This is a genomic window from Flavobacterium limnophilum, from assembly GCF_027111315.2.
Lineage (GTDB): Bacteria > Bacteroidota > Bacteroidia > Flavobacteriales > Flavobacteriaceae > Flavobacterium > Flavobacterium limnophilum.
In genome coordinates this window covers 669,713-693,340 of record NZ_CP114289.2, presented here as the reverse complement: position 1 = coordinate 693,340, position 23,628 = coordinate 669,713, and the positions used below count along the sequence as shown (strand labels likewise).

18 protein-coding genes are annotated in these 23,628 nt (G+C 35.9%); 8 read left to right on the top strand and 10 right to left on the bottom strand.

Going from position 1 to position 23,628, the window contains the following annotated elements; genetic code table 11:
- Positions 1-117: 117 nt before the first annotated feature.
- The 6 genes from OZP13_RS02865 to ffh form a co-directional block, all read right to left on the bottom strand.
- The gene (locus OZP13_RS02865) at positions 118-819 is read right to left on the bottom strand and encodes a hypothetical protein (protein WP_269242230.1); all 702 of its coding nucleotides are present in this window, start codon (positions 817-819) and stop codon (positions 118-120) included.
- On the bottom strand, positions 806-1,183 hold the full coding sequence (locus tag OZP13_RS02860) for a GntR family transcriptional regulator (RefSeq protein ID WP_269242228.1): 378 nt from the start codon (positions 1,181-1,183) through the stop codon (positions 806-808). The genes OZP13_RS02865 and OZP13_RS02860 overlap by 14 nt, the downstream gene beginning before the upstream one ends.
- A gap of 1 nt (position 1,184) precedes the next feature.
- Complete coding sequence (locus OZP13_RS02855) at positions 1,185-2,006, bottom strand: hypothetical protein (protein WP_281298591.1); 822 nt, start codon at positions 2,004-2,006, stop codon at positions 1,185-1,187.
- Complete coding sequence (locus tag OZP13_RS02850; RefSeq protein ID WP_281298590.1) at positions 1,996-2,832, bottom strand: ABC transporter ATP-binding protein; 837 nt, start codon at positions 2,830-2,832, stop codon at positions 1,996-1,998. The genes OZP13_RS02855 and OZP13_RS02850 overlap by 11 nt, the downstream gene beginning before the upstream one ends.
- A gap of 554 nt (positions 2,833-3,386) precedes the next feature.
- Positions 3,387-4,268: a bifunctional 5,10-methylenetetrahydrofolate dehydrogenase/5,10-methenyltetrahydrofolate cyclohydrolase gene (locus tag OZP13_RS02845; protein WP_281298589.1), complete on the bottom strand. Its 882-nt coding sequence runs from the start codon at positions 4,266-4,268 to the stop codon at positions 3,387-3,389.
- Positions 4,269-4,350: 82 nt separating this feature from the next.
- Positions 4,351-5,706, bottom strand: coding sequence for a signal recognition particle protein (gene ffh, locus OZP13_RS02840; RefSeq protein WP_281298588.1), 1,356 nt, complete (start codon positions 5,704-5,706; stop codon positions 4,351-4,353).
- Between the two features lie 225 nt (positions 5,707-5,931).
- Between ffh and ribB the strand changes: the two genes are divergently transcribed.
- The 3 genes from ribB to OZP13_RS02825 all read left to right on the top strand — a co-directional run bounded on the left by ribB (position 5,932) and on the right by OZP13_RS02825 (position 8,330).
- Entirely contained in the window at positions 5,932-6,597 is a 666-nt protein-coding gene (ribB, locus tag OZP13_RS02835) for a 3,4-dihydroxy-2-butanone-4-phosphate synthase (protein ID WP_281298587.1), read from the top strand.
- Positions 6,594-7,166 carry a Crp/Fnr family transcriptional regulator gene (locus tag OZP13_RS02830; RefSeq protein WP_269242223.1) on the top strand — a complete coding sequence of 191 codons (573 nt, stop codon included), beginning with the start codon at positions 6,594-6,596 and terminating at the stop codon, positions 7,164-7,166. The genes ribB and OZP13_RS02830 overlap by 4 nt, the downstream gene beginning before the upstream one ends.
- Before the next feature lie 624 nt (positions 7,167-7,790).
- Positions 7,791-8,330, top strand: coding sequence for a hypothetical protein (locus OZP13_RS02825; RefSeq protein WP_269242221.1), 540 nt, complete (start codon positions 7,791-7,793; stop codon positions 8,328-8,330).
- A 97-nt stretch (positions 8,331-8,427) separates the two neighbouring features.
- On the opposite strand, the gene argS is transcribed toward OZP13_RS02825, so the two are convergent.
- A complete protein-coding gene (gene argS, locus OZP13_RS02820; protein WP_281298586.1) occupies positions 8,428-10,206 on the bottom strand; it encodes an arginine--tRNA ligase in 1,779 nt (592 codons plus the stop codon).
- 234 nt (positions 10,207-10,440) lie between these two features.
- On the opposite strand from argS, the gene OZP13_RS02815 reads away from it, so the two are divergent.
- Positions 10,441-14,709 carry a T9SS type B sorting domain-containing protein gene (locus tag OZP13_RS02815; RefSeq protein ID WP_281298585.1) on the top strand — a complete coding sequence of 1,423 codons (4,269 nt, stop codon included), beginning with the start codon at positions 10,441-10,443 and terminating at the stop codon, positions 14,707-14,709.
- 27 nt (positions 14,710-14,736) lie between these two features.
- Here OZP13_RS02815 and OZP13_RS02810 read toward each other — a convergent pair whose 3' ends face one another.
- The 3 genes from OZP13_RS02810 to OZP13_RS02800 form a co-directional block, all read right to left on the bottom strand.
- Positions 14,737-17,010, bottom strand: coding sequence for a hypothetical protein (locus OZP13_RS02810; protein WP_281298584.1), 2,274 nt, complete (start codon positions 17,008-17,010; stop codon positions 14,737-14,739).
- Complete coding sequence (locus OZP13_RS02805; protein ID WP_269242212.1) at positions 16,970-17,998, bottom strand: hypothetical protein; 1,029 nt, start codon at positions 17,996-17,998, stop codon at positions 16,970-16,972. The genes OZP13_RS02810 and OZP13_RS02805 overlap by 41 nt, the downstream gene beginning before the upstream one ends.
- 147 nt (positions 17,999-18,145) lie before the next feature.
- Entirely contained in the window at positions 18,146-19,153 is a 1,008-nt protein-coding gene (locus tag OZP13_RS02800; protein WP_269242211.1) for a 3-oxoacyl-ACP synthase III family protein, read from the bottom strand.
- A gap of 132 nt (positions 19,154-19,285) precedes the next feature.
- On the opposite strand from OZP13_RS02800, the gene OZP13_RS02795 reads away from it, so the two are divergent.
- The 4 genes from OZP13_RS02795 to OZP13_RS02780 all read left to right on the top strand — a co-directional run bounded on the left by OZP13_RS02795 (position 19,286) and on the right by OZP13_RS02780 (position 23,445).
- Entirely contained in the window at positions 19,286-20,239 is a 954-nt protein-coding gene (locus OZP13_RS02795; RefSeq protein ID WP_269242209.1) for a T9SS C-terminal target domain-containing protein, read from the top strand.
- 267 nt (positions 20,240-20,506) lie between these two features.
- Entirely contained in the window at positions 20,507-20,605 is a 99-nt protein-coding gene (locus tag OZP13_RS02790; protein ID WP_269242208.1) for a substrate-binding domain-containing protein, read from the top strand.
- 376 nt (positions 20,606-20,981) lie between these two features.
- The gene (locus OZP13_RS02785) at positions 20,982-22,187 is read left to right on the top strand and encodes a BT3233 family polysaccharide utilization protein (protein WP_281298583.1); all 1,206 of its coding nucleotides are present in this window, start codon (positions 20,982-20,984) and stop codon (positions 22,185-22,187) included.
- Positions 22,188-22,290: 103 nt separating this feature from the next.
- Positions 22,291-23,445 (top strand): glycoside hydrolase family 88/105 protein, encoded by a 1,155-nt coding sequence (locus OZP13_RS02780; RefSeq protein ID WP_281298582.1) that lies wholly within the window; start codon positions 22,291-22,293, stop codon positions 23,443-23,445.
- Positions 23,446-23,628 lie beyond the last annotated feature (183 nt).

The following is a 23,628-nucleotide window of genomic DNA, read 5'->3' as shown; positions in this document are numbered from 1 at the left end:
TTTCAATGGTTGTTAATAACGGAAAAAAGGTTTTTCTTTGTAAGTTTTTTAGCTACTTCAAACTTAATCATAAGTTCAGAAAAAAATTACAATTAAATGTTAAAATTACACTTATGATTAATTTTGTGTATTATAAACCAAAACATTGAGATAACTTGATCTATCAACATCGAGATTTACTTTTGCATTCAAATTAAGTTTTACATCTGAATCGTTCTTCAGAGTTCCAGATATATTATTTACCCTGTTTTTTGATTTTACATCAAGATAAGTTTTATCGAGTTCAACCTCCATTGAATTTAGTTTTTGGCAATCAAAATTGGCACGAGAGTTTTTAGCTATTATTTTAATGTAATTTGAATTATTGTTTTGGCAAAACAACTCGGCATTATTCATCTTAACAAAAACGGAATCTACTTTATAATTACTAAAATTCGCATAAGAACGATCTTTGGCAACAAAATGCTTAACATTGTTACAAAAAACACTAACCAAGAAATGAGATTTGGGGAATTTGTTAGGATCATTTTTAGGAGGAAAAACAAAAAGAGTATCATTTCGAACTATAAATGGAGCAAATTTAGGTTGTGCTTCTTTAAAAGCACTTTGAAGAATTTTTGTTTCCGAACCGTTTTGCAATTGAATTTGTGCACTTGTCTCTGCAACTACTACCGAAAAAGGGGGAAGCGGTTTTTCTTGACTTACCCATTTAGAGGTATCATAATAGGATGTATAGTATTTAGAACCTAGATATAATGCAATAATCCCACTTAAAAGAAAAATTAAAAAAGAAATAAATATTTTGTTACTGGTTTTCATTGTCGTTATTTTTTATTACGGATAATAATTCGGTTAAATCGGTGCTGTTGAGTTGGAGCAATTTTACTTTAAGTAGAAAATCGGGCAAATCCTGACTGAAAAAATTGTCTTTTTCATTTGCCTGAATCAGCTCCAATGCTTTTTCGGAGACAAAAAAGCCGATGCCCCGCTTGTTGTCAAAAATGCCGGATTCCTGCAAATTGGTATAGGCGCGCATCACCGTGTTGTGATTCACCTCAAATTCGGCAGCCAAATCCCGCACCGATGCTACCCTATCGCCGGTCTGCAATTGTCCTTCCAAAATTTGCCGGCAGAGATTATCCACTATTTGCAGATAAATCCCTTTGGTTGATTTAAAATCCATATTAAGCCTCCTTTTCTTTTAATTTGAAATATGCTATAGCCAGAAAGAACATCCAAGAAAGTAGCGATAGCACTAAAAAGAATAATTCAAGACTTGATAAATGTTCTGTGACGGCAAATTCATTCAATTTAGTATTAAAACCGTGGGTTTCTTCAGGATAAAAAATATGAGATAATGTAACCGAAAATGACATTGAAATTAGTAGAATAACTACCGATGCAATCACTGTTTTGACTAAAGCATACCTTTTAAAATATGTTGCACCTGCAAGAAGATAAATCCCATAAGAAAACAATCCAAAAATCAAGAATACGATTTGCCAAGTTTCCCAAATTTTATGATTCGTATTGGTTATGAGTAAAACATAATCAAAATAAGGAATTACAGCAGGGTCTAATCCTGATTCTCCAGGAAGTAAAGAAGCTTTTGCCAATCTAATGACAATCCAAAATATAACTAAAGCAATAGGAACAAAAAACCCAATTCGTATCAAAAACTGAAGCATCACTTTTTCTAAAGTCGAACCAGGATTCAGTAAATAATTACTAGTTTTGATTTTATCGGACAAATCGGGAAAGGCTGTACCAATAATAACTCCAACTGCCATCATATATATAGCAAAACATATTCCATAAGTGCCATATATGTTACTTTCATTTCTAATCATATTATCTTTAGAAACATTAAGAAACCAATAGGTCAACAGATACGTTATTAGTCCTAATCCAAGAATACCTAGAAGATATTTTGTTTTATTGATTAACAAATCTTGTTGCAATAAAAGAGTAAATCGTTTCAAATTAAAATAGTTGTTAAACGGCATGGATTTCGGATTTTAGGGTTACTTTATGGATGATGGCGTTAAAGAGCAGTTCAATATCTATTTCGGTTTCTTCAATTGAGTCAGCTGGTACTATTATTCGATGTCCGCCCAGACATTTTTCTTGATAAATTGGTTTTTTTATTCCCGATAAACTGGCCACCGTCTTGAATTGCCATTGCTGGCTGATGTCCAAAACAGTTTCATTATAAACGATTTTCCCTTGGTCGAGTACAACAATTTTGTCAATTATAGTTTCAATGTCTTTTACTTGATGGGTCGAAATAAGCACCAATTGCTCCTCGGAAACGGAACTGACCAATATTTTTCGGAACAAACTTTTGGAAGGAATATCCAAACCATTCGTTGGTTCGTCCAGAATCAACAAACTGCAATTGGTGGACAAGGCAAAAGCGATTAGAAACTTTTTGCGCTGTCCGTGTGAAAGTCCATTCAGATTTTTTTTAGGATCCAATTCAAATTCCCGCAAAATATCGCCCATTTTTACGTAATCGAATTTTGGATACAAAGGAGCAGTCGCCTTGATGTAAACCCCAATGGTTATTGAAGGAAACGAAAACTCTTCGGAAACCATATAAATGTCTGCCAAAAAATCGGGCAATCGATCAAAGGGTTTAAAACCATTAATGTCTAATTCGCCCATTTGTGGTCGCAACAAACCCGAAATCAATTGAAGCAAGGTGGATTTTCCTGCGCCATTTTTGCCAAGCAAGCCTACAATGCTTCCATTTTCCTGTTGAAAAGATAAATCGGTAAACAAAGCCTCCTGCTTTTTGTACCGAAAAGTTAAGTTTTGAATGGTTATCATAATATATTTTATTAGTGTACTAGGTTAGTAGTACACAAAGAAATAAAATTATAATGTAACAACCAAATAAATTTAGAAAAATTCTTGCATTTATTTCTCTAACTGATGCAGAACCAAGCTATACAAGGAAAAACAGAAGAAATTAACACCAATTGTTTTTAATGGTTAACAGTATTTATTCTTGCTATTTATCCCGCTGGAAGCGTCTATATTAAGTTGCTCTCACGCGTTGAGACGCTTCCAGCGGGACAATTGGAGTACTACTTGTTGGTCATATACCTTTTTACTTTTGATTTTACTGGAATATAAAGCTCCGTCTCTTCGAGTGATTTTGAATAGTAATGCGACAGCTTTACAATTCAAAATTGTATCGAGAAGTCAATAACAACCACGTTCTCGATACATTTTCTTCAAAAAAAGCTATAGCATTTTTAAAGAAAACACTCCAACAGACGAACAGCCTGATTCAATACAAAATACATTTACATAAAATCAGCACACAAAAAAAGCCCTAAACTTTCGTTTAAGGCTTCTATATAAAGAATGAAACTCTTTTATTTCCTGCTTCTAATTTTTCTTGCCAACAAAGTGTTTTTCAACAACATCGCGATCGTCATTGGTCCTACTCCACCCGGAACTGGCGTGATGAAAGAAGACTTTGGACTTACACTTGCAAAATCAACATCACCGGTAATGACATATCCTTTTGGGTGCGAAGCGTCTTCGACCCTGGTAATACCCACGTCAATAACTACCACTCCGTCTTTTACCATATCAGCTTTCAAATAATTAGGAACTCCAAGTGCGGTGATGATAATATCTGCATTTTTGGTGTATTCTTCAATGTTTTTGGTTCTACTGTGAGTCAGTGTCACTGTTGAATCTCCAGGATATCCTTTGCGACTCATCAAGATGCTCATTGGTCTTCCCACAATATGGCTGCGTCCAATAACTACAGTATGTTTACCTGATGTTTCCACTTTGTAACGTTCCAACAATTCCATTATTCCATAAGGAGTTGCTGGTAAAAATGTTTCCATTTCCAAAGCCATTTTTCCAAAATTGGCAGGATGAAAACCATCCACGTCTTTGTCTGGATCAATAGCCATCAGGATTTTTTGTTCGTCGATGTGTTTTGGCAAAGGCAATTGAACGATGTAGCCGTCCAAATCATCGTCTTCATTCAATTCCTTGATTTTTTCCAACAATTCGTTTTCAGTAATCGTTTCCGGCAAGGCTACTAAAGTGGAGTCAAAACCAATTTGTTGACATGATTTTACTTTGCTTCCCACATAAGTCAAACTGGCTCCGTTGCTACCAACGATTACAGCTGCCAAATGAGGCACTTTTTGACCGTCTGCTTTCATTCTTTGTACTTCGGCAGCAATCTCGTTTTTAATGTCTTCTGATGTTTTTTTTCCGTCTAGTAGTTGCATTTATTCTTGTTTAAAAGTTTAAAGTTCCAAGTTTCAGGTTTCAGGTTTCACAACTTGAAACCCGAAACTTTAAACAAATATTTTATCTCATTCCGCCATGTGGCATTCCGCCTTTCATGTTCCCCATCATTTTCATCATGTTTTTACCGCCAGGACCTTGCATCATCTTCATCATTTTGCTCATTTGGTCAAACTGTTTCATCAACTGGTTCACCTGTTCTATTTTTGTACCGGAACCTTTGGCAATTCTGGCTTTTCTTTTCACGTCGATTAAGGCTGGTTTGCTTCTTTCGATTGGAGTCATCGAATGAATGATGGCCTCGATATGTTTGAAAGCATCGTCTTCAATCTCCACGTCTTTCATGGCTTTTGAAGCTCCCGGAATCATTCCTACCAAGTCTTTCATGTTACCCATTTTCTTCACTTGCTGAATTTGGGACAAGAAATCATCAAAACCAAATTCATTTTTGGCGATTTTCTTTTGGATTTTTCGAGCCTCTTCTTCGTCAAATTGTTCTTGCGCTCTTTCTACCAACGACACAACGTCTCCCATCCCGAGGATACGTTCCGCCATACGATCGGGATAGAACACGTCGATCGCTTCCATTTTCTCGCCAGTTCCCACAAACTTGATTGGTTTGTTGACAACTGATTTAATAGAAATGGCAGCTCCACCACGAGTATCACCGTCTAATTTGGTCAAGATTACACCATCAAAATTCAACCTATCGTTGAACGCTTTGGCCGTATTCACGGCATCTTGCCCTGTCATCGAATCGACTACAAACAAGGTTTCGTGAGGCTGAATGGCTTTATGAACATTGGATATTTCGGTCATCATCGCTTCATCCACAGCCAAACGACCTGCTGTATCAACAATCACGACATTAAATCCATTGGCTTTGGCGTGTTTGATTGCGTTTTGGGCAATTTCGACAGGATTTTTATTTTCAGGTTCTGAATATACTTCAACAGCTATGGAATCTCCAACAACGTATAATTGCTGGATTGCCGCTGGACGATAAATATCACAGGCCACCAAAAGTGGTTTTTTTCCTTTTTTAGTTTGAAGATAATTGGCCAATTTTCCGGAAAAAGTAGTTTTTCCAGAACCTTGTAAACCTGACATTAATATAACGGTTGGATTTCCGGAAAGATTGATTCCCGCAACATCGCCACCCATTAATTCGGTTAGTTCGTCTTTGACCAACTTTACCAATAATTGTCCCGGTTGCAGCGTGGTCAAAACGTTTTGTCCTATCGCTTTTTCTTTTACTTTGGTGGTAAAATCTTTGGCAATCTTGAAGTTGACGTCGGCATCCAATAAAGCACGACGTACTTCTTTCAGGGTTTCGGCTACGTTAACTTCGGTTATTTTTCCGTGACCTTTAAGTATATGAAAGGCTTTGTCTAATTTATCGCTTAAATTATCGAACATAATTGTGTTTCTCTTAAATTAAGGCGCAAATTTAATGATTTGATATCGAAGTTTAAATAGTATTAGAAATAAAAAACAATTGTTTTAAAATACCTGGGTGTAAAACAACGAATTAAAATGATTTTATTGACCTAAATCAACGTTTTGGAACTTAAACAGCTTTAGATTTGCCTTTCAATATTACAGAAAAAACATTTCTGTAAATAATTAAAAAGCAAGACAAAAATGATCATTACGGCATTACATCCATTGGAAAAATTTGGAATCACCAGTCACGATCGAGTTGAAAACGCATTGAAACAATTGCAAAACGGCAAAGGAATTATATTGACTGATGATAAAAACAGGGAAAATGAAGGTGATTTAATTTTTGCTGCACAAAACATGACGGTCAAAGACATGGCTTTGATGATTAGGGAATGCAGCGGCATCGTTTGTCTTTGCCTTACCAATGACAAAGCTGATGAGTTAAATCTTCCTTATATGGTCAAGGAAAACACAAGCAGTTTCCAAACACCCTTTACAATTTCCATCGAAGCAAAAGAAGGGGTCACAACGGGAGTTTCGGCAACAGACCGCTTGAAAACAATCCAAACGGCTAGCGCAATAAGCGCATCTTCTTCAGATTTGGCCAGGCCTGGACATGTTTTTCCGTTACGGGCAAAAGACAACGGCGTTTTGGAAAGAGACGGACATACCGAAGGCAGTGTAGATTTGATGAAATTGGCAGGATTAAAACCCCAAGCTGTTTTGTGCGAGTTGATGAATATTGACGGAAGTATGGCTAAACTGGACGAAATCATTAATTTTGCAGGACAGAACAATCTTGTGGTGGTATCCATAGGAGACCTTATTCACTACCGAAAATTTATCAGGGACTATAAATCATGATTTACGAACAACTTGGTCATTACATAAAGAAAAATATTGAAGTTTCTGATGAAGATTTAAATACTATCATTTCTTATTTCAAACCTTTAAAACATAACAAAACTGATCTATTGCTTTCGCAGGGTCAAACCAGTCAATATACTTATTATGTGGGAAAAGGTTGTTTGAGAATATATTTTATCAATGAAGAAGGAAAAGATGTTACCAGATATATTGCTTTTGAAAACCAACTAGCAACAGCATTAGTAAGTTGTATTACTGGATTTCCTTCTACAGAATACATACAAGTGATTGAAAAATCGGAACTTTTGTGTATTAGCCACAAAGATTTTAATCATTTGATAAATATTATTCCGCAATGGCGAGAATTCTATTGCAAGTATCTCGAAAAAGCATACGTAAATAACACAAACAGATTGATGTCTTTTACAACTTTGAATGCTTTAGAACGATATAATTTATTACTTAAAATAAATCCGAAGATTGTAAAAAGGCTTCCCAATAAGATTGTTGCGTCTTACATTAATATTTCACAAGAAACTTTAAGCCGATTAAAATCTAAAGTTTAATGGCAAAAAAATTCCCTAACAAAGTTTAACTTTTTAGGAACAATTCAATTTTATATCCTATAAACAAGAGATTATTGTTTTTTAAATTTCCAACTCTTTAATCACATTCTCACCAAAAACATTTATTTCAAATAATTGAAAAACCACACAATGGTATTGTCCACTATTTTGAAAAGTTGGACACTTATGTTTTTTGTCCAAACCTTATATTCCAAAAATGGAAATAACTGGATCAAACAAATTGTATCTCCTAACAAAATCATCCGAAAACATATCTAATATCAGATTTCATATTCACACCATTCAAAACTTGTTTTTCAAGTCATCAAATTAATAATTCAGTCTATTTTTACGCTATTAGCATTAATTTTAATTAAAGGTTTTTGTTTGCTTTATAGTTTGTGCAAAGAGGTTTTTAAAACGATGTTCAAATGTTAAAATATTATCATTATCACAATTTAAAACCTATTAAAAAGACTGTTTTTGAACTATATTTAAAAAAACACTTTGTTTAATATGAAATTAATAATAAAATATTTTTGTAGTTTCAAAAATAGATGTACATTTACACTATTAAAAAATCAAAAAAAATTTCAATAAAAAACATTATAAAATAAAAAAATCATGAAAACAATTATCACCTTCGCTCTATGCTTCTGTTTCTTTACAGCATCCTATTCACAAGACAAAAAACCAGAAACTTTAAAAATTGAAAAATTACCCGAAGTAGTAATTTCACCAGCCAAAAAAGATTTGTCAAAATACACTCCGGACAACAATCCTGATGCAGCTGTCAGAAACATTCAAAACGAATTCCTTTCCTATAAAGTGGATGATGAATGCAAAAATTTCGACGAATACTTGGTGACTTTAGAAAACAAAAAGGGTTCCTTGGTAGCAACTTACAATGAAAAAGGGATGCTAAAGTTTGTTTCCGAAAAATATGTAAATGTAGAATTGCCGAGAGAAATTATCAATTCTGTTTATATTTCATATCCCGAGTGGAAAATTACAAAAAGCAAATTTGAATATTCCCAACAAAAAGGGCAAATATTGAAAAAAGCATACTATTTAAAACTTGAAAAAGATAATCAAATTCAAAATATATTGATTACTTCAATTGGTGAAATCACTAAAATAACCAAAACATTGGCAATGAATTAAAAATTGCTTCACCATTAATTTAGGTTAAAATTAATTTAAAAAAGAGGCTGTCTAAATTTTTAGACAGCCTCTTTTTTTTAAATTATTTTCAAAAAAATTACATCCTTTCCGGAACATCTATTCCCAATAATCGAAAGGCCAATGCAATGGTGTCGGCCACCTTTTTCGAAAGTTGCACTCGGAATATTTTTTTATTCAAATCTTCCTCTCCCAAAATGGAAACGGCTTGATAAAACGAGTTGTACTCACGAACCAAATCATACGTATAATTCGCAATCAAGGCAGGACTGTGATTTTGCGCCGCATTTTGGATTACTTCAGGAAACAATTCGAGTTGTTTGACCAATTCTTTTTCCTTTTCGTGCAACACCTCAACTCCACTTGGAGACACAAAATCGAAATTGGCTTTGCGAATAATCGACTGGATTCTGGCATACGTATATTGAATAAACGAACCCGTGTTTCCAGCAAAATCAACCGATTCAGCGGGATCGAAAAGAATTCGTTTTTTGGGATCTACTTTCAAAATATAATATTTCAAGGCACCCAATCCAATGGTTTTGTACAATTTGGATTTTTCTTCGGCTGAATATTCGTCTAGTTTTCCTAAATCTTCGGCAATTTTTTGGGCGGTATCGGTCATTTCCTGCATCAAATCATCGGCATCGACAACGGTTCCTTCCCTGGATTTCATTTTTCCGGATGGCAAATCGACCATTCCATAAGACAAATGATAGAGATTTTTCGACCATTCGAAACCTAATTTTTTCAAGATCAAAAACAACACTTTGAAGTGGTAATCCTGCTCGTTTCCAACAGTATAAACCATTCCGCCAACATCAGGAAAATCTTTCACGCGCTGAATGGCGGTTCCAATGTCTTGGGTCATGTAAACCGCAGTTCCGTCGGAGCGCAAGACGATTTTTCTGTCCAGTCCTTCGTCGGTCAAGTCAATCCAAACCGAACCATCTGGATCTTTTTCGAAAATGCCTTTTTCCAATCCAATTTGAACCACGTCTTTTCCTAGCAAATAGGTATTGCTTTCGTAATAATATGTATCGAAATCGACTCCCAAATTTTTGTAAGTTTCGGCAAAACCATCATAAACCCATTGGTTCATCATTTTCCAAAGTGTGATTACTTCTTCATCGCCAGCTTCCCATTTCAAAAGCATTTCTTGGGCTTCAAGAATAATTGGAGCTTGCTTTTTGGCTTCGTCTTCTGTTTTTCCTTGGGCAATTAATTGGTTTATTTCTTCTTTATAGGCTTTGTCGAAAGCCACATAATAATTCCCTACTAATTTATCTCCTTTTAAGCCTGTTGATTCCGGAGTTTCTCCGTTTCCGAATTTTTGCCAAGCCAACATCGACTTGCAAATATGAATTCCACGGTCGTTGATGATTTGTGTTTTATAGACTTTTTTGCCTGAAGCCTTGATGATTTCGGCAACGGAATACCCTAGAAGATTGTTGCGAACGTGACCTAAATGCAAAGGTTTATTGGTGTTTGGCGAAGAATATTCGACCATAATCGCCTTGTCTTCGGGATTTGGAGTCACGAAACCAAATTTTTCGTTTTTCCGGATTTCGTTGAAAAAATTCAAATAATATTCGTCTGAAATAACGATATTCAAGAAACCTGAAACCACGTTGAAACGGCTCACTTCGGCTACATTTTCGACTAAATAGGTTCCTATTTTATTTCCTAATTCTACCGGATTGCTTTTGATGACTTTCAATAATGGAAAAATTACCATCGTGATGTCGCCTTCAAACTCTTTTCGAGTGCTTTGAAATTCAACTTTGTCTATGGTAACATCAAATAAAGTTTGTACCGCTTTTTCTATGGAGGGCGTAAGAATCTGTGATAAGGTCATTTTTGTACTAATTTTAAGTGTGCAAATATAGGGTTTTAAGAGAGATAATTGTTTTAGAATAATATGAAATAATCAGCAGTTTTTATACTTTAGTTTGATACTTCATGTCAACTAATTTCGAAACCTGTTTTAAAATTATTTTTAGGTTTTTATAAAAATCGTAACTTGCATTACATCGGTGAAATTTAGCTTTCAATCGATTTATTTGTATTTTTACCCCAAATCTGTTTCTTTATGAAAAAAAGCCTGTCTCTCATCATTTCATTCTTTTGGATAGGATGTTTTTCTCAGGCTATTAGCGTGGACACAAATACTTATACCGTTCCGGAACTGGTTACCGATGTTTTGGTCAACAAAACTTGTGTTCCGGTAAGCAACATTACTTGGAGAACAGGAAACTCAAATGGATTTGGTTCGTCAAACGGAATTGGGTATTTTTCCAATACAAATCCTGCGTTCCCTTTGTCAAGCGGTGTTATTTTGAGCACCGGAAATGTGGCAAACGCGGCTGGGCCAAACACCAGTCAACTCAACGACGGCAATGCTTCTTGGACTGGCGACTCCGATTTGGAAGCCACGCTTCTGGCTGCCGGAATCACGATGAATTCGACCAATGCCACGGTTCTGGAATTTGACTTTGTGCCTTTTTCGTCCAACTTCGACTTCAATTTTTTATTCGCTTCTGAAGAATACGGCAATTTTCAATGCCAATTTTCCGATGCTTTTGCGTTTTTGCTCACCAATACAGCGACTGGAGTTACAACCAATTTGGCAGTTATACCCAATACCACAACTCCAATTTCTGTCGTTACCATCAGGAATTCATTGTACAATTCCTCTTGTTCTTCACAAAACCCGGCTTATTTTGGAACGTTTAATGGAGGTTCAAACGCTGCGGGTTCGGCAACAAATTTTAATGGACAAACCGTTTCTATGAGCGCTTCGTCAACTACTTTAGTTCCAAATACAACCTATCACATAAAACTTGTAATTGCCGACAGGCAGGATAATCAAGCCGATTCTGCCATATTTTTGGGAGCAAACAGTTTCAATGTGGGTCAAGATGTTTTGGGTCCAGACTTGACCGTGGCAGGCAATACGGCAATTTGTGACAATGGCCCACACACTCTTGTTTCGGGCTTGAATCCGGCTATTTATTCTTTTGCATGGACATTTAACGGAAATTCCATTGGTGGAAACACCCCTGATTTGACGATAACCCAACCCGGAACTTATGGACTTACTTATACCATTATAGCAACAAATTGTCCCGTTACCACTGATTTTATAAACGTTGAATACAATGCCCCGATAACCACTCCCGATCCTGCGGATTTATTTCAATGCAATTCGGGATTAGCTAGTTTTACTTATGATTTGGCTTTCAATACCCCAATTGTCAATGTGCCCGGAACCCAAATCAGCTATCACTCCTCTTTGGCGGATGCCGCCTTGGATAATAATCCGTTGCCGAACAATTATACCATTGCCATTGGCAGTTTACCGGCCACGATTTGGACTAGAATTAGAAATACAACGACAAATTGTGTAATCACCAAGACATTTCAATTAGATCTTGCGCCACCACCTGTTGCCAATAATCCCGGTGATTTGACTTTATGCGAAACATCCGCAGGCACAAATACTGCCAATTTTAATCTTGCTTCACAAACCGCCACAATTTTGGGAGGACAATCAACTGCAATATATGATGTTTCTTATTATGGAAATTCAGCCGATGCCAGTGCGGGAATTAATCGAATAGATTCCACGGTTCCCTATACTTCAGGCAATACGCCGATATTTGCAAGAATCCAGACCACGACCAATCCCGGCTGTTTCAACACGACTAGTTTTAATCTAATCGTTATTCCAAGACCAACTTTAGACCAACTTTCCAATCAGTATGTTTGCAACAGTTACACTTTGCCTGCACTTGTCAATCCCGGAAACTATTATTCGGGGCCCAATCAAGGTTTGCCAATGCTGAATGCCGGCGATGTAATTACAACGGATCAAACCGTATACGTTTACAGTACAACGGCTGGAACTCCAAGTTGTCCGTTTGAGAGCAATTTCAATATAAGAATAATTACACCATTGGATGTAAAACCAACCGACATAACCGTTTGTGACCAATATCAATTACCTGCGACCTTTTTTGGGTTGCGCTATTTTACTTTACCCGGTGGACCAAGTGGCGGTGGAACCGAACTTTCTGGCGGAACTACCCTAACAACTCCCGGAACGACAACAATTTACACCTATTTTTCATCGTCAGATCTTGCCAATCCTTGTATTCTTGAAAGTCAATTCAATATTACGATAAACGTTACGCCCACGATTGCCCCAATTGCAAATGCTTTTGATTGCACTTCCTATAATTTGCCCCCATTGGCCGTCGGCGATTATTACACTTTTGATGCCGTAACTGGAATATACACTCCAGCCGTTTCGCCCATAACCACTACGACAACGCTTTATGTTTTCGCAATTAATAATGGGTGTAGAACGCCTGATACCGTCTTCACGGTTTACATCAACACCTTGGACTTGACTGACATAAACCGTTGCATATCGTATAATCTTCCGCCGGCACCAGTTGGCGAATACCGCGATGCCCCTAATGGTGGCGGAAACATAATACCGCCGGGAGTCATTTCGCAAACCACCACGGTATATACTTATGTTCCCGGAGCAGGAACACCGAATTGTACGGATGATGATTTTTTCAAAATCACGATAAATGCACCTTTTCTAAATGCTCCCGTAAATGCAACAGCTTGCGCCAGTTTCCTGTTGCCTGTTCAAGTGGATGGCGGCGAATATTATACTATGCCCGGAGGACCAACAACTCCCGGAAATATCAAATTAATCCCAAATGTTGACAGCATAACTACCACGACAACGGTATATATTTACAAACCATCGGCAACAACTGCGGGCTGCTACAATGAAAAAACTTGGCTGATTACCATTAATCAAAAACCCGTGATAGATTCGAGAGCCAATGTAGAACAATGTACTTCCTATGTTTTGACTCCGCTATCCAATGGAAATTATTACGACAATCCAAATGGCTTGGATCCATTGGCTGCGGGAAGTGTCATCAGTGCCAACAACAGGATTTACATTTATGCGGCACATCCCAACGACCCTTTTTGTTATTCGGAAAACTTTTTCGACATTTCCATTAATGGCGTTGAGGCCGATCCAATTCCGACGCAATTGACTTATTGCAACAGTTTTACTTTCCCGCCATTGCCAACTGCAAACAATTTTTATTATGACGCACCCGGAGGTCCTTTGGGCGGTGGAAACATAATTCCGCCCGGCACCACGGTAACTCCAGCAACAGTTTTGCCCACGTATTATATTTATTACGAAACCGGCGACCGATTGAATTGCAGCGACGAAAATCCATTCAGTATTACCATTGCTCCAAAACCTATTGCCAACCCTGTCAATAATTTAGAAACCTGTGATACTTTTGGCGCAAACGACGGTATTTTCCAATTTGATTTGACCGCTTTATCCATTAGAAACCAAGCATTAAACGGACAAACGCCCGATGCCAACTTTACGCTGACATTTTATAATGATGCGGCTGCAGCCAATGACATCAACGCGGTTCCTATTGCAAATCCAGCCACATACCAAAACGACAATCCATTTACAGACAGTGTTTGGATTCGAGTGGCCAACAATACGATACCAAATTCTTGCTTTGACGTTGTCGAATTAAAATTAATCGTGAATCCGTTACCCAATCCTCAATTAGATTCGGAATATTTCATTTGTGAAGATTATCAAACTGGCACTTTATTGAACCCTGCAACAATTGACACGGGAATTTCAGGAGCCAATTATTTATTTGAATGGACATTGGACGGGAATCCTTTTGGTGGCAACACGGCATCGATTACCACCAGCCAAATTGGTGATTATGCCGTTACAATAACAAACACGACCACAACTTGCGTCAATACAGCTGCAACCAAAGTCTCCAAATATGCACCCTACCTTGAAATTACGTACAGTGATGCCTTTGAAAATCCAACTTTTATCTTGGTAAATGTTTTGGGTGTCGGCTCCGGGAATTATGAATACAAACTGGACGATTTTCCGTATCAAGACAGCAATCAATATACGAATGTAAGACCGGGCGAACATATTATTTCGGTTAGGGACAAGAACGGACATTGTGATCCAGCCTCCATAAATGCCGTAATCATCAATTACCCCAAATTTTTCACTCCAAATGGTGACGGCTTTAATGAAACCTGGAATATTCGCCATCTGTTGTCCACGAATCCCAATGCGCCGATATTCATTTTTGACCGCTACGGAAAATTACTCAAGGAAATATCGCCTGCAACGGGAGGTTGGAACGGAATGTACAACGGACAACCTTTGCCCTCCACCGATTATTGGTTCACGGTAAATTATGACGAAAAAGAAACTTCAAAAGTCTTCAAATCGCATTTTAGTTTGAAAAGATAGTAAGGTAAAAACAACAGAAATCCCATTTTATCTTCTAGATTTAAAATAATTGGCTAAATTTTCGCAGCCTGATAAATCAGATTTGAATTCGGGAAATTGAGCAGCAACTCTTTTCGAATCACTATATTCATTTTTTTGTACATAATCCATCAATCGCAAGCAGAGTGCTTTGAATTTGGCTGTCTTGGCATTTTGATAAGCCAATTTATAATAAGTAACAGCCTTAATTTTATTTCTGTATTCAATCTCGTCAATATAGGATTCATTTTCATATTCTTGTCCATAATAAGACGAACTGCTCGAATAACGACGCATCATCCACGAATTGCCGTAATCCGACATATTGTAATAGCAATTTGCCAAAAGAAAATAGTAATAATCTCGGTCTTTGGTCTTCGAATTGTATGCTAGATTGATGTATTTTATCAAATGTTCGGTCACGGAAAGTTTGGTCACGATGAATTTTTCTTTATGCTCTATAAATCCTTCGGTGTATTTAAAATCGTAGAATGGATTTTCGTCAAAAGTATAATCATCACCATAATTCCCTCTTTCCCAGGCATTGTAATTATCCTCCCAATAGTTTTTGTCCAATGATTTAAAAGTGATTATAGCCTTATCCAATTGATTTTCTCGAATGTATTTGGTTCCTAATAAATCGGTCAAATAATCTTTGTCTTTTAGCAATTTTGCGTAAATAGTTTTTTCGAAATCTGTGGCAAAACCTGATTTTAACTTACCTACAATAGCTTGCAAATCCTTGGCAGAATACACAAAATCCAAATAATCGAAATAAGTATAAAACACTTGAAAATTCCCCGAAGTTTGAAGACGATTGCCTTGCCATTCTACATCATCTAGCCCATAAGAATAGTCGTCTTCCAACAACGAAATCAAAGCAATTCCATCGGTTATATTTCCTTTAAACTCTAATTCTCTTCCTAAGGCAAAAATAAAACGTTCATCGTTTTTGAATTTTAAAATTGTATTTTGAATTTCGGGTTTTATCACAGCTTTTCCGTTTTCTTGATTCGCTGTAATACAAAGTGCTTTTATTTTCTCGATTTCTTCTGAAACTTTTTCAGATTTATGCAACTTCTCAAACGAGGCAATTTGCTGTAAACAATCGTCATATTTACGGGTGATAAATTGCAAATTGATTTGAGCCGCTTCCCAAACCAAAGGATTTTGAGTCGTCTTCGAATCTATTGATTGTATAAAATCCAAAACTTCCTGCGCATACAGTCGGTCGTTTTCAGAACGAGTTCTAAGCGTTTCGGTGGTGGTTTTATCACTATTATCAGTCCAAGGATCATATACCGTTGATGGCAAATAATTGGTGTAATAAGGTGTATAAACCCAATCCTCTATTTTATTGATTTCCCGCAACAACAAAAATCCTAGAATTTCAGCTTTTGGATTATTTTTATAAATCTCTTTCAAATATTCTAAATTTTTATCCACTTTTTGGATAGAAGCATAAGCATATACATTGGCAATTTCGACTTTGTTTTTGGCTTGTTGCAAAGCTTCTTCTATTTTAAATCCTTCGTGAAAATAATAATAACTAGCATATGTTTTTTCGGGACAATTTGCCATCAAATTAGCAACATCAATCATCGCATCGGCATTTGATTTTGTAAAAGCGCGAAAAAACAAACTCCAATTGTAGAGGTAATCTTTTGGTCCAAAATTAAAATTAGCACCAAAAACAGCTTTAATAATATCCTTTTCTCCAGCATAATACGCCAATCGAATCGTCAAAAAAGCATACTTCCGTTTGAAATAAACATTTTTTTCTTTTTCTGTGATTTGAACTAATTTATTTAACAAAACAGATCTATCATTGGTATTGGCAACCTCATTTCGTTCCCAAGTATCATCCTCAATCACATTGTTTACGGCTTCGCAATTCTTGGCCATTTTCAAATATTCAATCGCAGCTGTTTTCTTGTTTTGATACAAATAGTGGATAAATTCATTCTTGCTTTTGGGATGAATATCCGTAAGTGTCAAATTATTATTAAAATCCTCAATACTTTCAATACTTACCTTTTTATTGGTAAAATTGTACCAATCCAAAATATTAGCATCAATATTCATTTTGTAATTATTAGGATTTTGATCGTAATCAAATCCCCATAAATTGGCATTATAATAAAACGCTTTGTAGTGAGAATAGCTGAAATATTCAGCCTTGAACAAGCAATACCGAACATCCTCACCATAAGGCGAATAGCCACAAGCCAGACTTTTGAAACTACTTACTAAAAGAACTGTAAAAACTAGAAATTTCTTCATTGCTGTATTTTTTGAAAGTGCTATCGTCTAAATGAAATAAGGAAATGGTCGTGTTTTTGTCTAATTCGACGTTCTTTTTAATGATTGAAATCGCTTCGTTGATAGTTGCAACCGAAACTTCTTCGCATTTGATTTGGTTTCCTTTTTTGAAATAGGAATTGTAATTATAAGTAGTGTCTTTCGTTACTTCATACCACATTGGTTTGACTTCCTTTGTAAACCCAGCAATATCCGCCGAATTGATATTCAACAATCCCGAAAATCGATTGTTTTGATACCATTGTGTCCAATAAAAAACCGGTAAAGCCACATCCAAATGCAGGGGATAACTGCGTCTTTCATTCAAATAGGATTTTAATTCAGCTAGGTCTAAAATAGAATTTTTGTCTTTGTTGGACAATGGTTTTATCAAATTATAACACATCAACATTGCTTTATCTACAGGTGGAACGCCCATAATATCGGGATATTTGTACGGATACAAACGAAGCGTGCAACTGATTTCTTTCTTGGAGAATTCCTTAATTTTTTTCAACAAATAGAAATATTTATCCTTAGTCGATTTTGTCCAATCACAATCAATCTGGATTTCGGATTGATCACTCCCTTTATAGTATTTGTCTACCAGAAAAACAATATTGTCGGCCAATTTATCCAATGATTTTTCGGTATTGTATTGAAAAATTTCATTCTTTATAAAAACCGTTGGTACAATGGTCAACGAATCCAAATCACGAAAATCATACTCACTGGGTTTGTTTTTTTCATAAGGAAAATTGCCCATCGTTTCGATGTAATCCACTTCAAAAAGCTTAAAGTATATTTTTTTTACTTTCGCTTTACTGATTTGAGCACTTATTAGGCTACCATAATTATCATTGCTTTTCCAGTAATAAAAAGCTTTTTCCACATTTTCAACCTTGTTTTCTTTTTTGGAACAAGATAAAAACAAACAAAAAACAAAGACAAACAAAACGATTTTTTTCATTGGAAATGGGTGTTTTATTGAAGTGTAAAACCTTGTTAAAATTATATATTTTTGGAATACAAAATCAAAATAAATCCGATTTATAATAAAAATAAAAAACCTCGAAGTGGATTTCTTCGAGGCTGCCATTTTATGCTTTCATCTATTTTACCACCTAATAATAACGCTTCCCCAAGTAAATCCACTGCCAAAAGCGGCCAAAACCACTAGGTCGCCCGACTTGATTTTCCCTTGCTCCCAAGCTTCGGTCAAGGCAATCGGAATCGAGGCTGCGGTCGTGTTTCCATATTTTTGGATGTTGCTAAAAACTTGGTCGTCATTCAAGCCGAATTTCTTTTGAATGAATTGGGAAATCCTCAAATTAGCCTGATGTGGAATCAACATATTGATATCCGAAACCTCTAAATTATTGGCTTCCAAGCCTTCGTTGATAACTTCGGCAAAACGAACTACGGCATTTTTGAACACAAATTGACCGTTCATATAGGGAAAATAACTTTCGTCATCCGGATTATGGTCTGACAGAATATCGGTAACCCAGCGCCCTCCCATTCCGGGTGCTTTTACAATTAATTCTTCGGCGTGTTGCCCTTCGGAATGCAAATGTGTGGACAAAATTCCTTTCGATTCGTCTTCTTCCCTGCTCAAAACGGCTGCTCCAGCTCCATCACCAAAAATCACCGAAACACTGCGACCACGATCGGTCATGTCCAATCCCGTCGATTGCACTTCGGAACCAATGACCAAAATATTTTTGTACATTCCCGTTTTGATGTATTGGTCGGCAACCGAAATCGCATACACAAAACCGGAACATTGATTCCGGATATCTAATGCTCCAACGGTTCTAAGACCCAAATCTCGTTGTACCAAAACTCCTGGCCCAGGAAAATAATAATCGGGACTCAATGTGGCAAAAATGATGAAATCGATGTCTTCTTTGGCAACACCAGAACGTTCAATGGCTATTTTAGCCGCTTTCACTCCCATTGTTGTCGTGGTGTCTTCGCCCGGTCTGATGTGTCTTCGCTCCTGTATTCCGGTTCTTTCCTGAATCCATTCGTCATTGGTATCCATTATTTTGGACAAATCGTCATTGGTGACAATATTTGAAGGAACGTAATATCCTAATCCCGCTATTTTTGAATGAAACATATTTTGTTGTTTTTATTAAAATCGACTGACATTTAAAATCAAGTCTAATGTAATGATTATTTTGATAGTGACCGTTTTTTGAATCAATATTCCTAGCGACAACTTTCATTTTAAAAACTTACTTTTGACCAAATGAAAAAAGCAATCCTGTTTTTCCTGCTTTGTATTACCTCAACTTACAGTCAAATTTCGGGCTGTACGGATTCGCTTGCCAAAAATTTCACCCCAAATGCAACTGAAAACAATGGAAGTTGTGTCTATGCTTCCGCCAGAATCAAAGCGGCAACTTCCCAGAAATTAAGCGATTCTTTAGTGGAAACTTCAGGTTTGATGGCTTTCGACAATCTATTGTGGACACACAACGACGACCACGACACCACGATTTATGGATTGGATTCGAACGGAAAAATTCAAAAAAAAATCAAACTCGAAAAAGTAAAAAACAACGACTGGGAAGAAATTTCGCAAGACAGCAGTTACATTTATATTGGCGATTTTGGGAATAATTTTCAAGGCAACCGAAACGATTTGCATATTCTGAGAATCGAAAAAAAATCTTTCTTGTTGAACAATCCCGTGATAGACACCATTTCCTTTTCGTATTCCAATCAAACGGATTTTAGCATACAAAAATCAAATTCGACCAATTTTGACTGCGAGGCTTTTGTCGTTTCCCAAGACAGCATTTATTTGTTTAGCAAACAATGGAGCCAAAACAAAACCACTGTTTATGTGTTGCCCAAAACTCCTGGAAGCCATATTGCCCAACAAAAAGCAACCCTGAATGTGCAAGGATTAATTACTGGCGCAACGGCATTCGATTCTGGAAAAGCAATTTTTCTTTGTGGTTATACCAAAACCTTGCATCCGTTTTTATACTTAATATCCGATTTGAAAAACTTCAATTTCTCGATGGCCAACCAACGAAGAATCAAGCTTTCAATGCCTTTTCATCAAACAGAAGGAATCGCAACCAAAGATGGAAAGCTGTTTTATTTGACCAATGAATCTTTCGTTAGAAAACCCATTGCCAATACTCCACAACAAATACATACGTTTGATTTGAGTTCTTATTTGAAACCTTAAATTCAAAACCAGTTTCAAAATATCCCATAGAAATTTGCATCTCCAGTTAGAAATATCGCACTAAAGAACTTATACCAAAATGATTGGACTAAACTATATTAACTAATGGTATTACACTCCAATTGATTTACTTTTTTGAATAGGCTAACTGGTTATACCTTCAAAACTAATGGAAATAGACGGTATTGAAAGTGCCAAAAAATTACTTTCCCAAAGGATACCTTTGATGGATTTTTTTCTTCCAATGATACAGCAGCCATTAGTACCTTGCAATATTTAAAAGAAGAAGGCATCAAAATCCCTGAAGACATCGCTATTATTGGGTTTAGCAATGAACCCATTTCTTCGTTATTGAACCTTCGTTGACAACTATTGACCAACCTGGTTTTGAAATGGGAAAAATAGCGACAAATTTATTGCTGGCACAAATAACAACAAATCAAACACAATTGTAGCCGAAACCATCCTATTGAAACCTGTACTTATACAACGAAATTCTTCAAAAAAATTATCTTAATAATTGAATGATCAATTCTTGAAAATCCCTGCAACACACTAACAAGCACACTATTAGTTACAGGATTAATTATTTAGCATTCATCATAATTGCTTTAAAAAAATTCAATAAAATTAAAGTTTAAATCACTTCATTTTTTATCTGGTAGGGTCTAGTATGATTGTGTGTATGTATTTATTTATTTTTGTTTTTTTTAAATAATATTTAAAAATATATAATATATTTATGAAATTCAATTTTAAAATAGTAATCGCTTTATTGGGACTTTTAATTTTGCTATCTAGTTTTGCTGTTAAAACCCCTTTCACAAAAAAAGTGATTGTAGAAAATAAGCTTCAGTTTGAAAGGAAAGAAATTGTAAGTATCCTTTTAAATCAACATAAAGGCCTTTCTAAAATTAGTAAACATAATGAGTTATTTGTAAAAGATCAAAGCGGGAAATTATTGGTGACCCAATTAATGGATAATAATTCAGATGGCGCACCCGATGAATTGTTGTTTCAAGCTATTGTTCCTGCCAATTCTAAAGTGACTTATACTCTTTTTTTAGATTCAAAATCTGATCAAAAAAATCCAGAAATAAATGCTGTTAAAACCTATGCTCGATTTGTTCCAGAAAGAATAGATGATTTTGCTTGGGAAAATGACAAAGTAGCTTTCCGTACTTATGGCCCCAAAGCGCAACAATTAACAGAAGAAGGTCGTTCGGGGGGCACATTATCTAGTGGTATTGATATTTGGTTAAAAAAAGTCAATTATTCTATTATTGATTCTTGGTATGCAAAGAATGCTAAAACGGCAGGATATTATCATATCGATCACGGAGAGGGATATGATCCGTATCATGTAGGAATGAGTAGAGGTGCAGGTGGTACAGGAATCTGGGAAAATGATAGTTTGTACATTTCTAAAAACTATATTAATTACAGACTAATTGCAACAGGGCCTCTGCGTACTATTTTTGAATTGAATTACGCCCCTTGGAGTAAATACGGGGTCAGTGAAACCAAACGAATTTCTATTGATTTGGGTTCTAATTTTTCAAAATTTGAAAATAGAATCAGTTCATCAAACGCATTGCCAAACTATACTTTGGGAATTACACTGCATAAAGAAAAAGGAACTGTAAAAATTGACAAGGATAAAGGAACGTTTCGTCATTGGGAGCCTATAGACGACTCCTTTGTTGGTGAAGGTATTGTAATTAATCCAAAAGAGGTTAAAAGGGCAATACATCATCATTCGGATGTGGCAGACCAAAGCCATATTTTAGTAGTCACAGCGCCAAAGAAAGACATTTTAGTATATTATGTTGGTTTTGCTTGGACAAAAAGTGGTCAAGTTCAATCTGTTAAAGATTGGGATATTATGTTAGAAAATCAAGCTCAAGTGATAGAAAATCCATTAGTTGTTAAAGTTTTTAATAAATAAATTACAGGCAAATCGGTTACTGAATTTACTAGTAATGTTTAGCTCTAGATTCAAGAAAATAAAGACGATTACTCCAATAAAAAATAAATTAATCTAAATAATTATGAATTTTAAACACTCTTTTTTTATCCTGATGACTATTTTTTCTTTAGGAATTGTTAGTTGTAAAAGTGTAGTTGCAAAGCAGGAAACACCAATCAAGCAGTCTAAAGCTGAAATAATTGCTATTATTGATAAAGTAAACAGTCGTTGGCAGGATACACATCCTGAACTGGGTAATGCTTTTTGGAACGTAGCCGCATATCATACCGGAAATATGGAAGCCTACAAAGTGACCCAAAACAAAAAATACTTGGATTATTCTATGGCTTGGGCAGAAAAAAATCAATGGATGGGAGCTAAATCGAATAATAAACTCGAATGGAAATACAATTATGGAGAAACCGACAAGCATGTGTTGTTTGGAGATTGGCAAATTTGTTTTCAAACCTATATTGATCTATACAATTTTACAGGTAAAAATGATCTTCAAAAAATTGCTCGTGCTCGTGAAGTAATGGAGTATGAAATGAGTACCGAAACCAATGATTATTGGTGGTGGGCAGATGGTTTGTATATGGTAATGCCTGTTATGACCAAGTTGTATAAGATAACAGGAAATGAAATGTATTTAGAAAAACTGCACACTTATTTAACTCATGCCGATAGTATTATGTATGACGATGAAACAAAACTGTATTTTCGAGATGCTAAATATGTCTATCCCAAACACAAAAGTGCCAATGGAAAAAAAGACTTTTGGGCTAGAGGTGATGGGTGGATTTTTGCAGGCTACGCCAAAATTATTCAAGATTTACCCAATTCTGCCAAACATAAAAAAGAATACATTAACCGTTTTAAGGAGATGGCAAAAACTTTGGCTAGCAATCAACAGAAAGAAGGCTACTGGACAAGAAGTATTTTGGATCCTGAACATGCTCCAGGGCCAGAAACCAGCGGAACGGCCTTTTTCACTTATGGATTTATATGGGGTATCAATAATGGAATCTTGGATAAAGAAACCTATTTACCTGTAGTTCAAAAATCATGGAATTACCTCACCGAATTTGCTCTTCAAGCAGATGGAACCGTTGGATATGTACAGCCTATTGGCGAAAAAGCTATTCCAGGACAAGTTGTGGATAAAAATTCTACCGCCGATTTTGGTGTAGGTGCATTTTTATTGGCAGCATCAGAAATGAGTCGTTTTGTGAAATGAAGTTGAATTTATTTATGAATAGTATCCAACCTATTTATTGATTCTAAAAAATATATTTATAGGATGTGTTATAAACGGGATCGTCATTCGTATTACGGAAAATGAAAAGCAAGCATTAATTAACAAGTGGAAAAAATAAAATTAGAAATCGAAAAAACAATCTCAGTTTGATCGCAATATATT

Excerpts from the sequence above, each read along its gene's own strand:
- OZP13_RS02865 (WP_269242230.1), bottom strand. The coding sequence starts at position 819 with ATGAAAACCAGTAACAAAATATTTATTTCTTTTTTAATTTTTCTTTTA.
- OZP13_RS02860 (WP_269242228.1), bottom strand. The coding sequence starts at position 1,183 with ATGGATTTTAAATCAACCAAAGGGATTTATCTGCAAATAGTGGATAAT.
- OZP13_RS02855 (WP_281298591.1), bottom strand. The coding sequence starts at position 2,006 with ATGCCGTTTAACAACTATTTTAATTTGAAACGATTTACTCTTTTATTG.
- OZP13_RS02850 (WP_281298590.1), bottom strand. The coding sequence starts at position 2,832 with ATGATAACCATTCAAAACTTAACTTTTCGGTACAAAAAGCAGGAGGCT.
- OZP13_RS02845 (WP_281298589.1), bottom strand. The coding sequence starts at position 4,268 with ATGCAACTACTAGACGGAAAAAAAACATCAGAAGACATTAAAAACGAG.
- ffh (WP_281298588.1), bottom strand. The coding sequence starts at position 5,706 with ATGTTCGATAATTTAAGCGATAAATTAGACAAAGCCTTTCATATACTT.
- ribB (WP_281298587.1), top strand. The coding sequence starts at position 5,932 with ATGATCATTACGGCATTACATCCATTGGAAAAATTTGGAATCACCAGT.
- OZP13_RS02830 (WP_269242223.1), top strand. The coding sequence starts at position 6,594 with ATGATTTACGAACAACTTGGTCATTACATAAAGAAAAATATTGAAGTT.
- OZP13_RS02825 (WP_269242221.1), top strand. The coding sequence starts at position 7,791 with ATGAAAACAATTATCACCTTCGCTCTATGCTTCTGTTTCTTTACAGCA.
- argS (WP_281298586.1), bottom strand. The coding sequence starts at position 10,206 with ATGACCTTATCACAGATTCTTACGCCCTCCATAGAAAAAGCGGTACAA.
- OZP13_RS02815 (WP_281298585.1), top strand. The coding sequence starts at position 10,441 with ATGAAAAAAAGCCTGTCTCTCATCATTTCATTCTTTTGGATAGGATGT.
- OZP13_RS02810 (WP_281298584.1), bottom strand. The coding sequence starts at position 17,010 with ATGAAGAAATTTCTAGTTTTTACAGTTCTTTTAGTAAGTAGTTTCAAA.
- OZP13_RS02805 (WP_269242212.1), bottom strand. The coding sequence starts at position 17,998 with ATGAAAAAAATCGTTTTGTTTGTCTTTGTTTTTTGTTTGTTTTTATCT.
- OZP13_RS02800 (WP_269242211.1), bottom strand. The coding sequence starts at position 19,153 with ATGTTTCATTCAAAAATAGCGGGATTAGGATATTACGTTCCTTCAAAT.
- OZP13_RS02795 (WP_269242209.1), top strand. The coding sequence starts at position 19,286 with ATGAAAAAAGCAATCCTGTTTTTCCTGCTTTGTATTACCTCAACTTAC.
- OZP13_RS02785 (WP_281298583.1), top strand. The coding sequence starts at position 20,982 with ATGAAATTCAATTTTAAAATAGTAATCGCTTTATTGGGACTTTTAATT.
- OZP13_RS02780 (WP_281298582.1), top strand. The coding sequence starts at position 22,291 with ATGAATTTTAAACACTCTTTTTTTATCCTGATGACTATTTTTTCTTTA.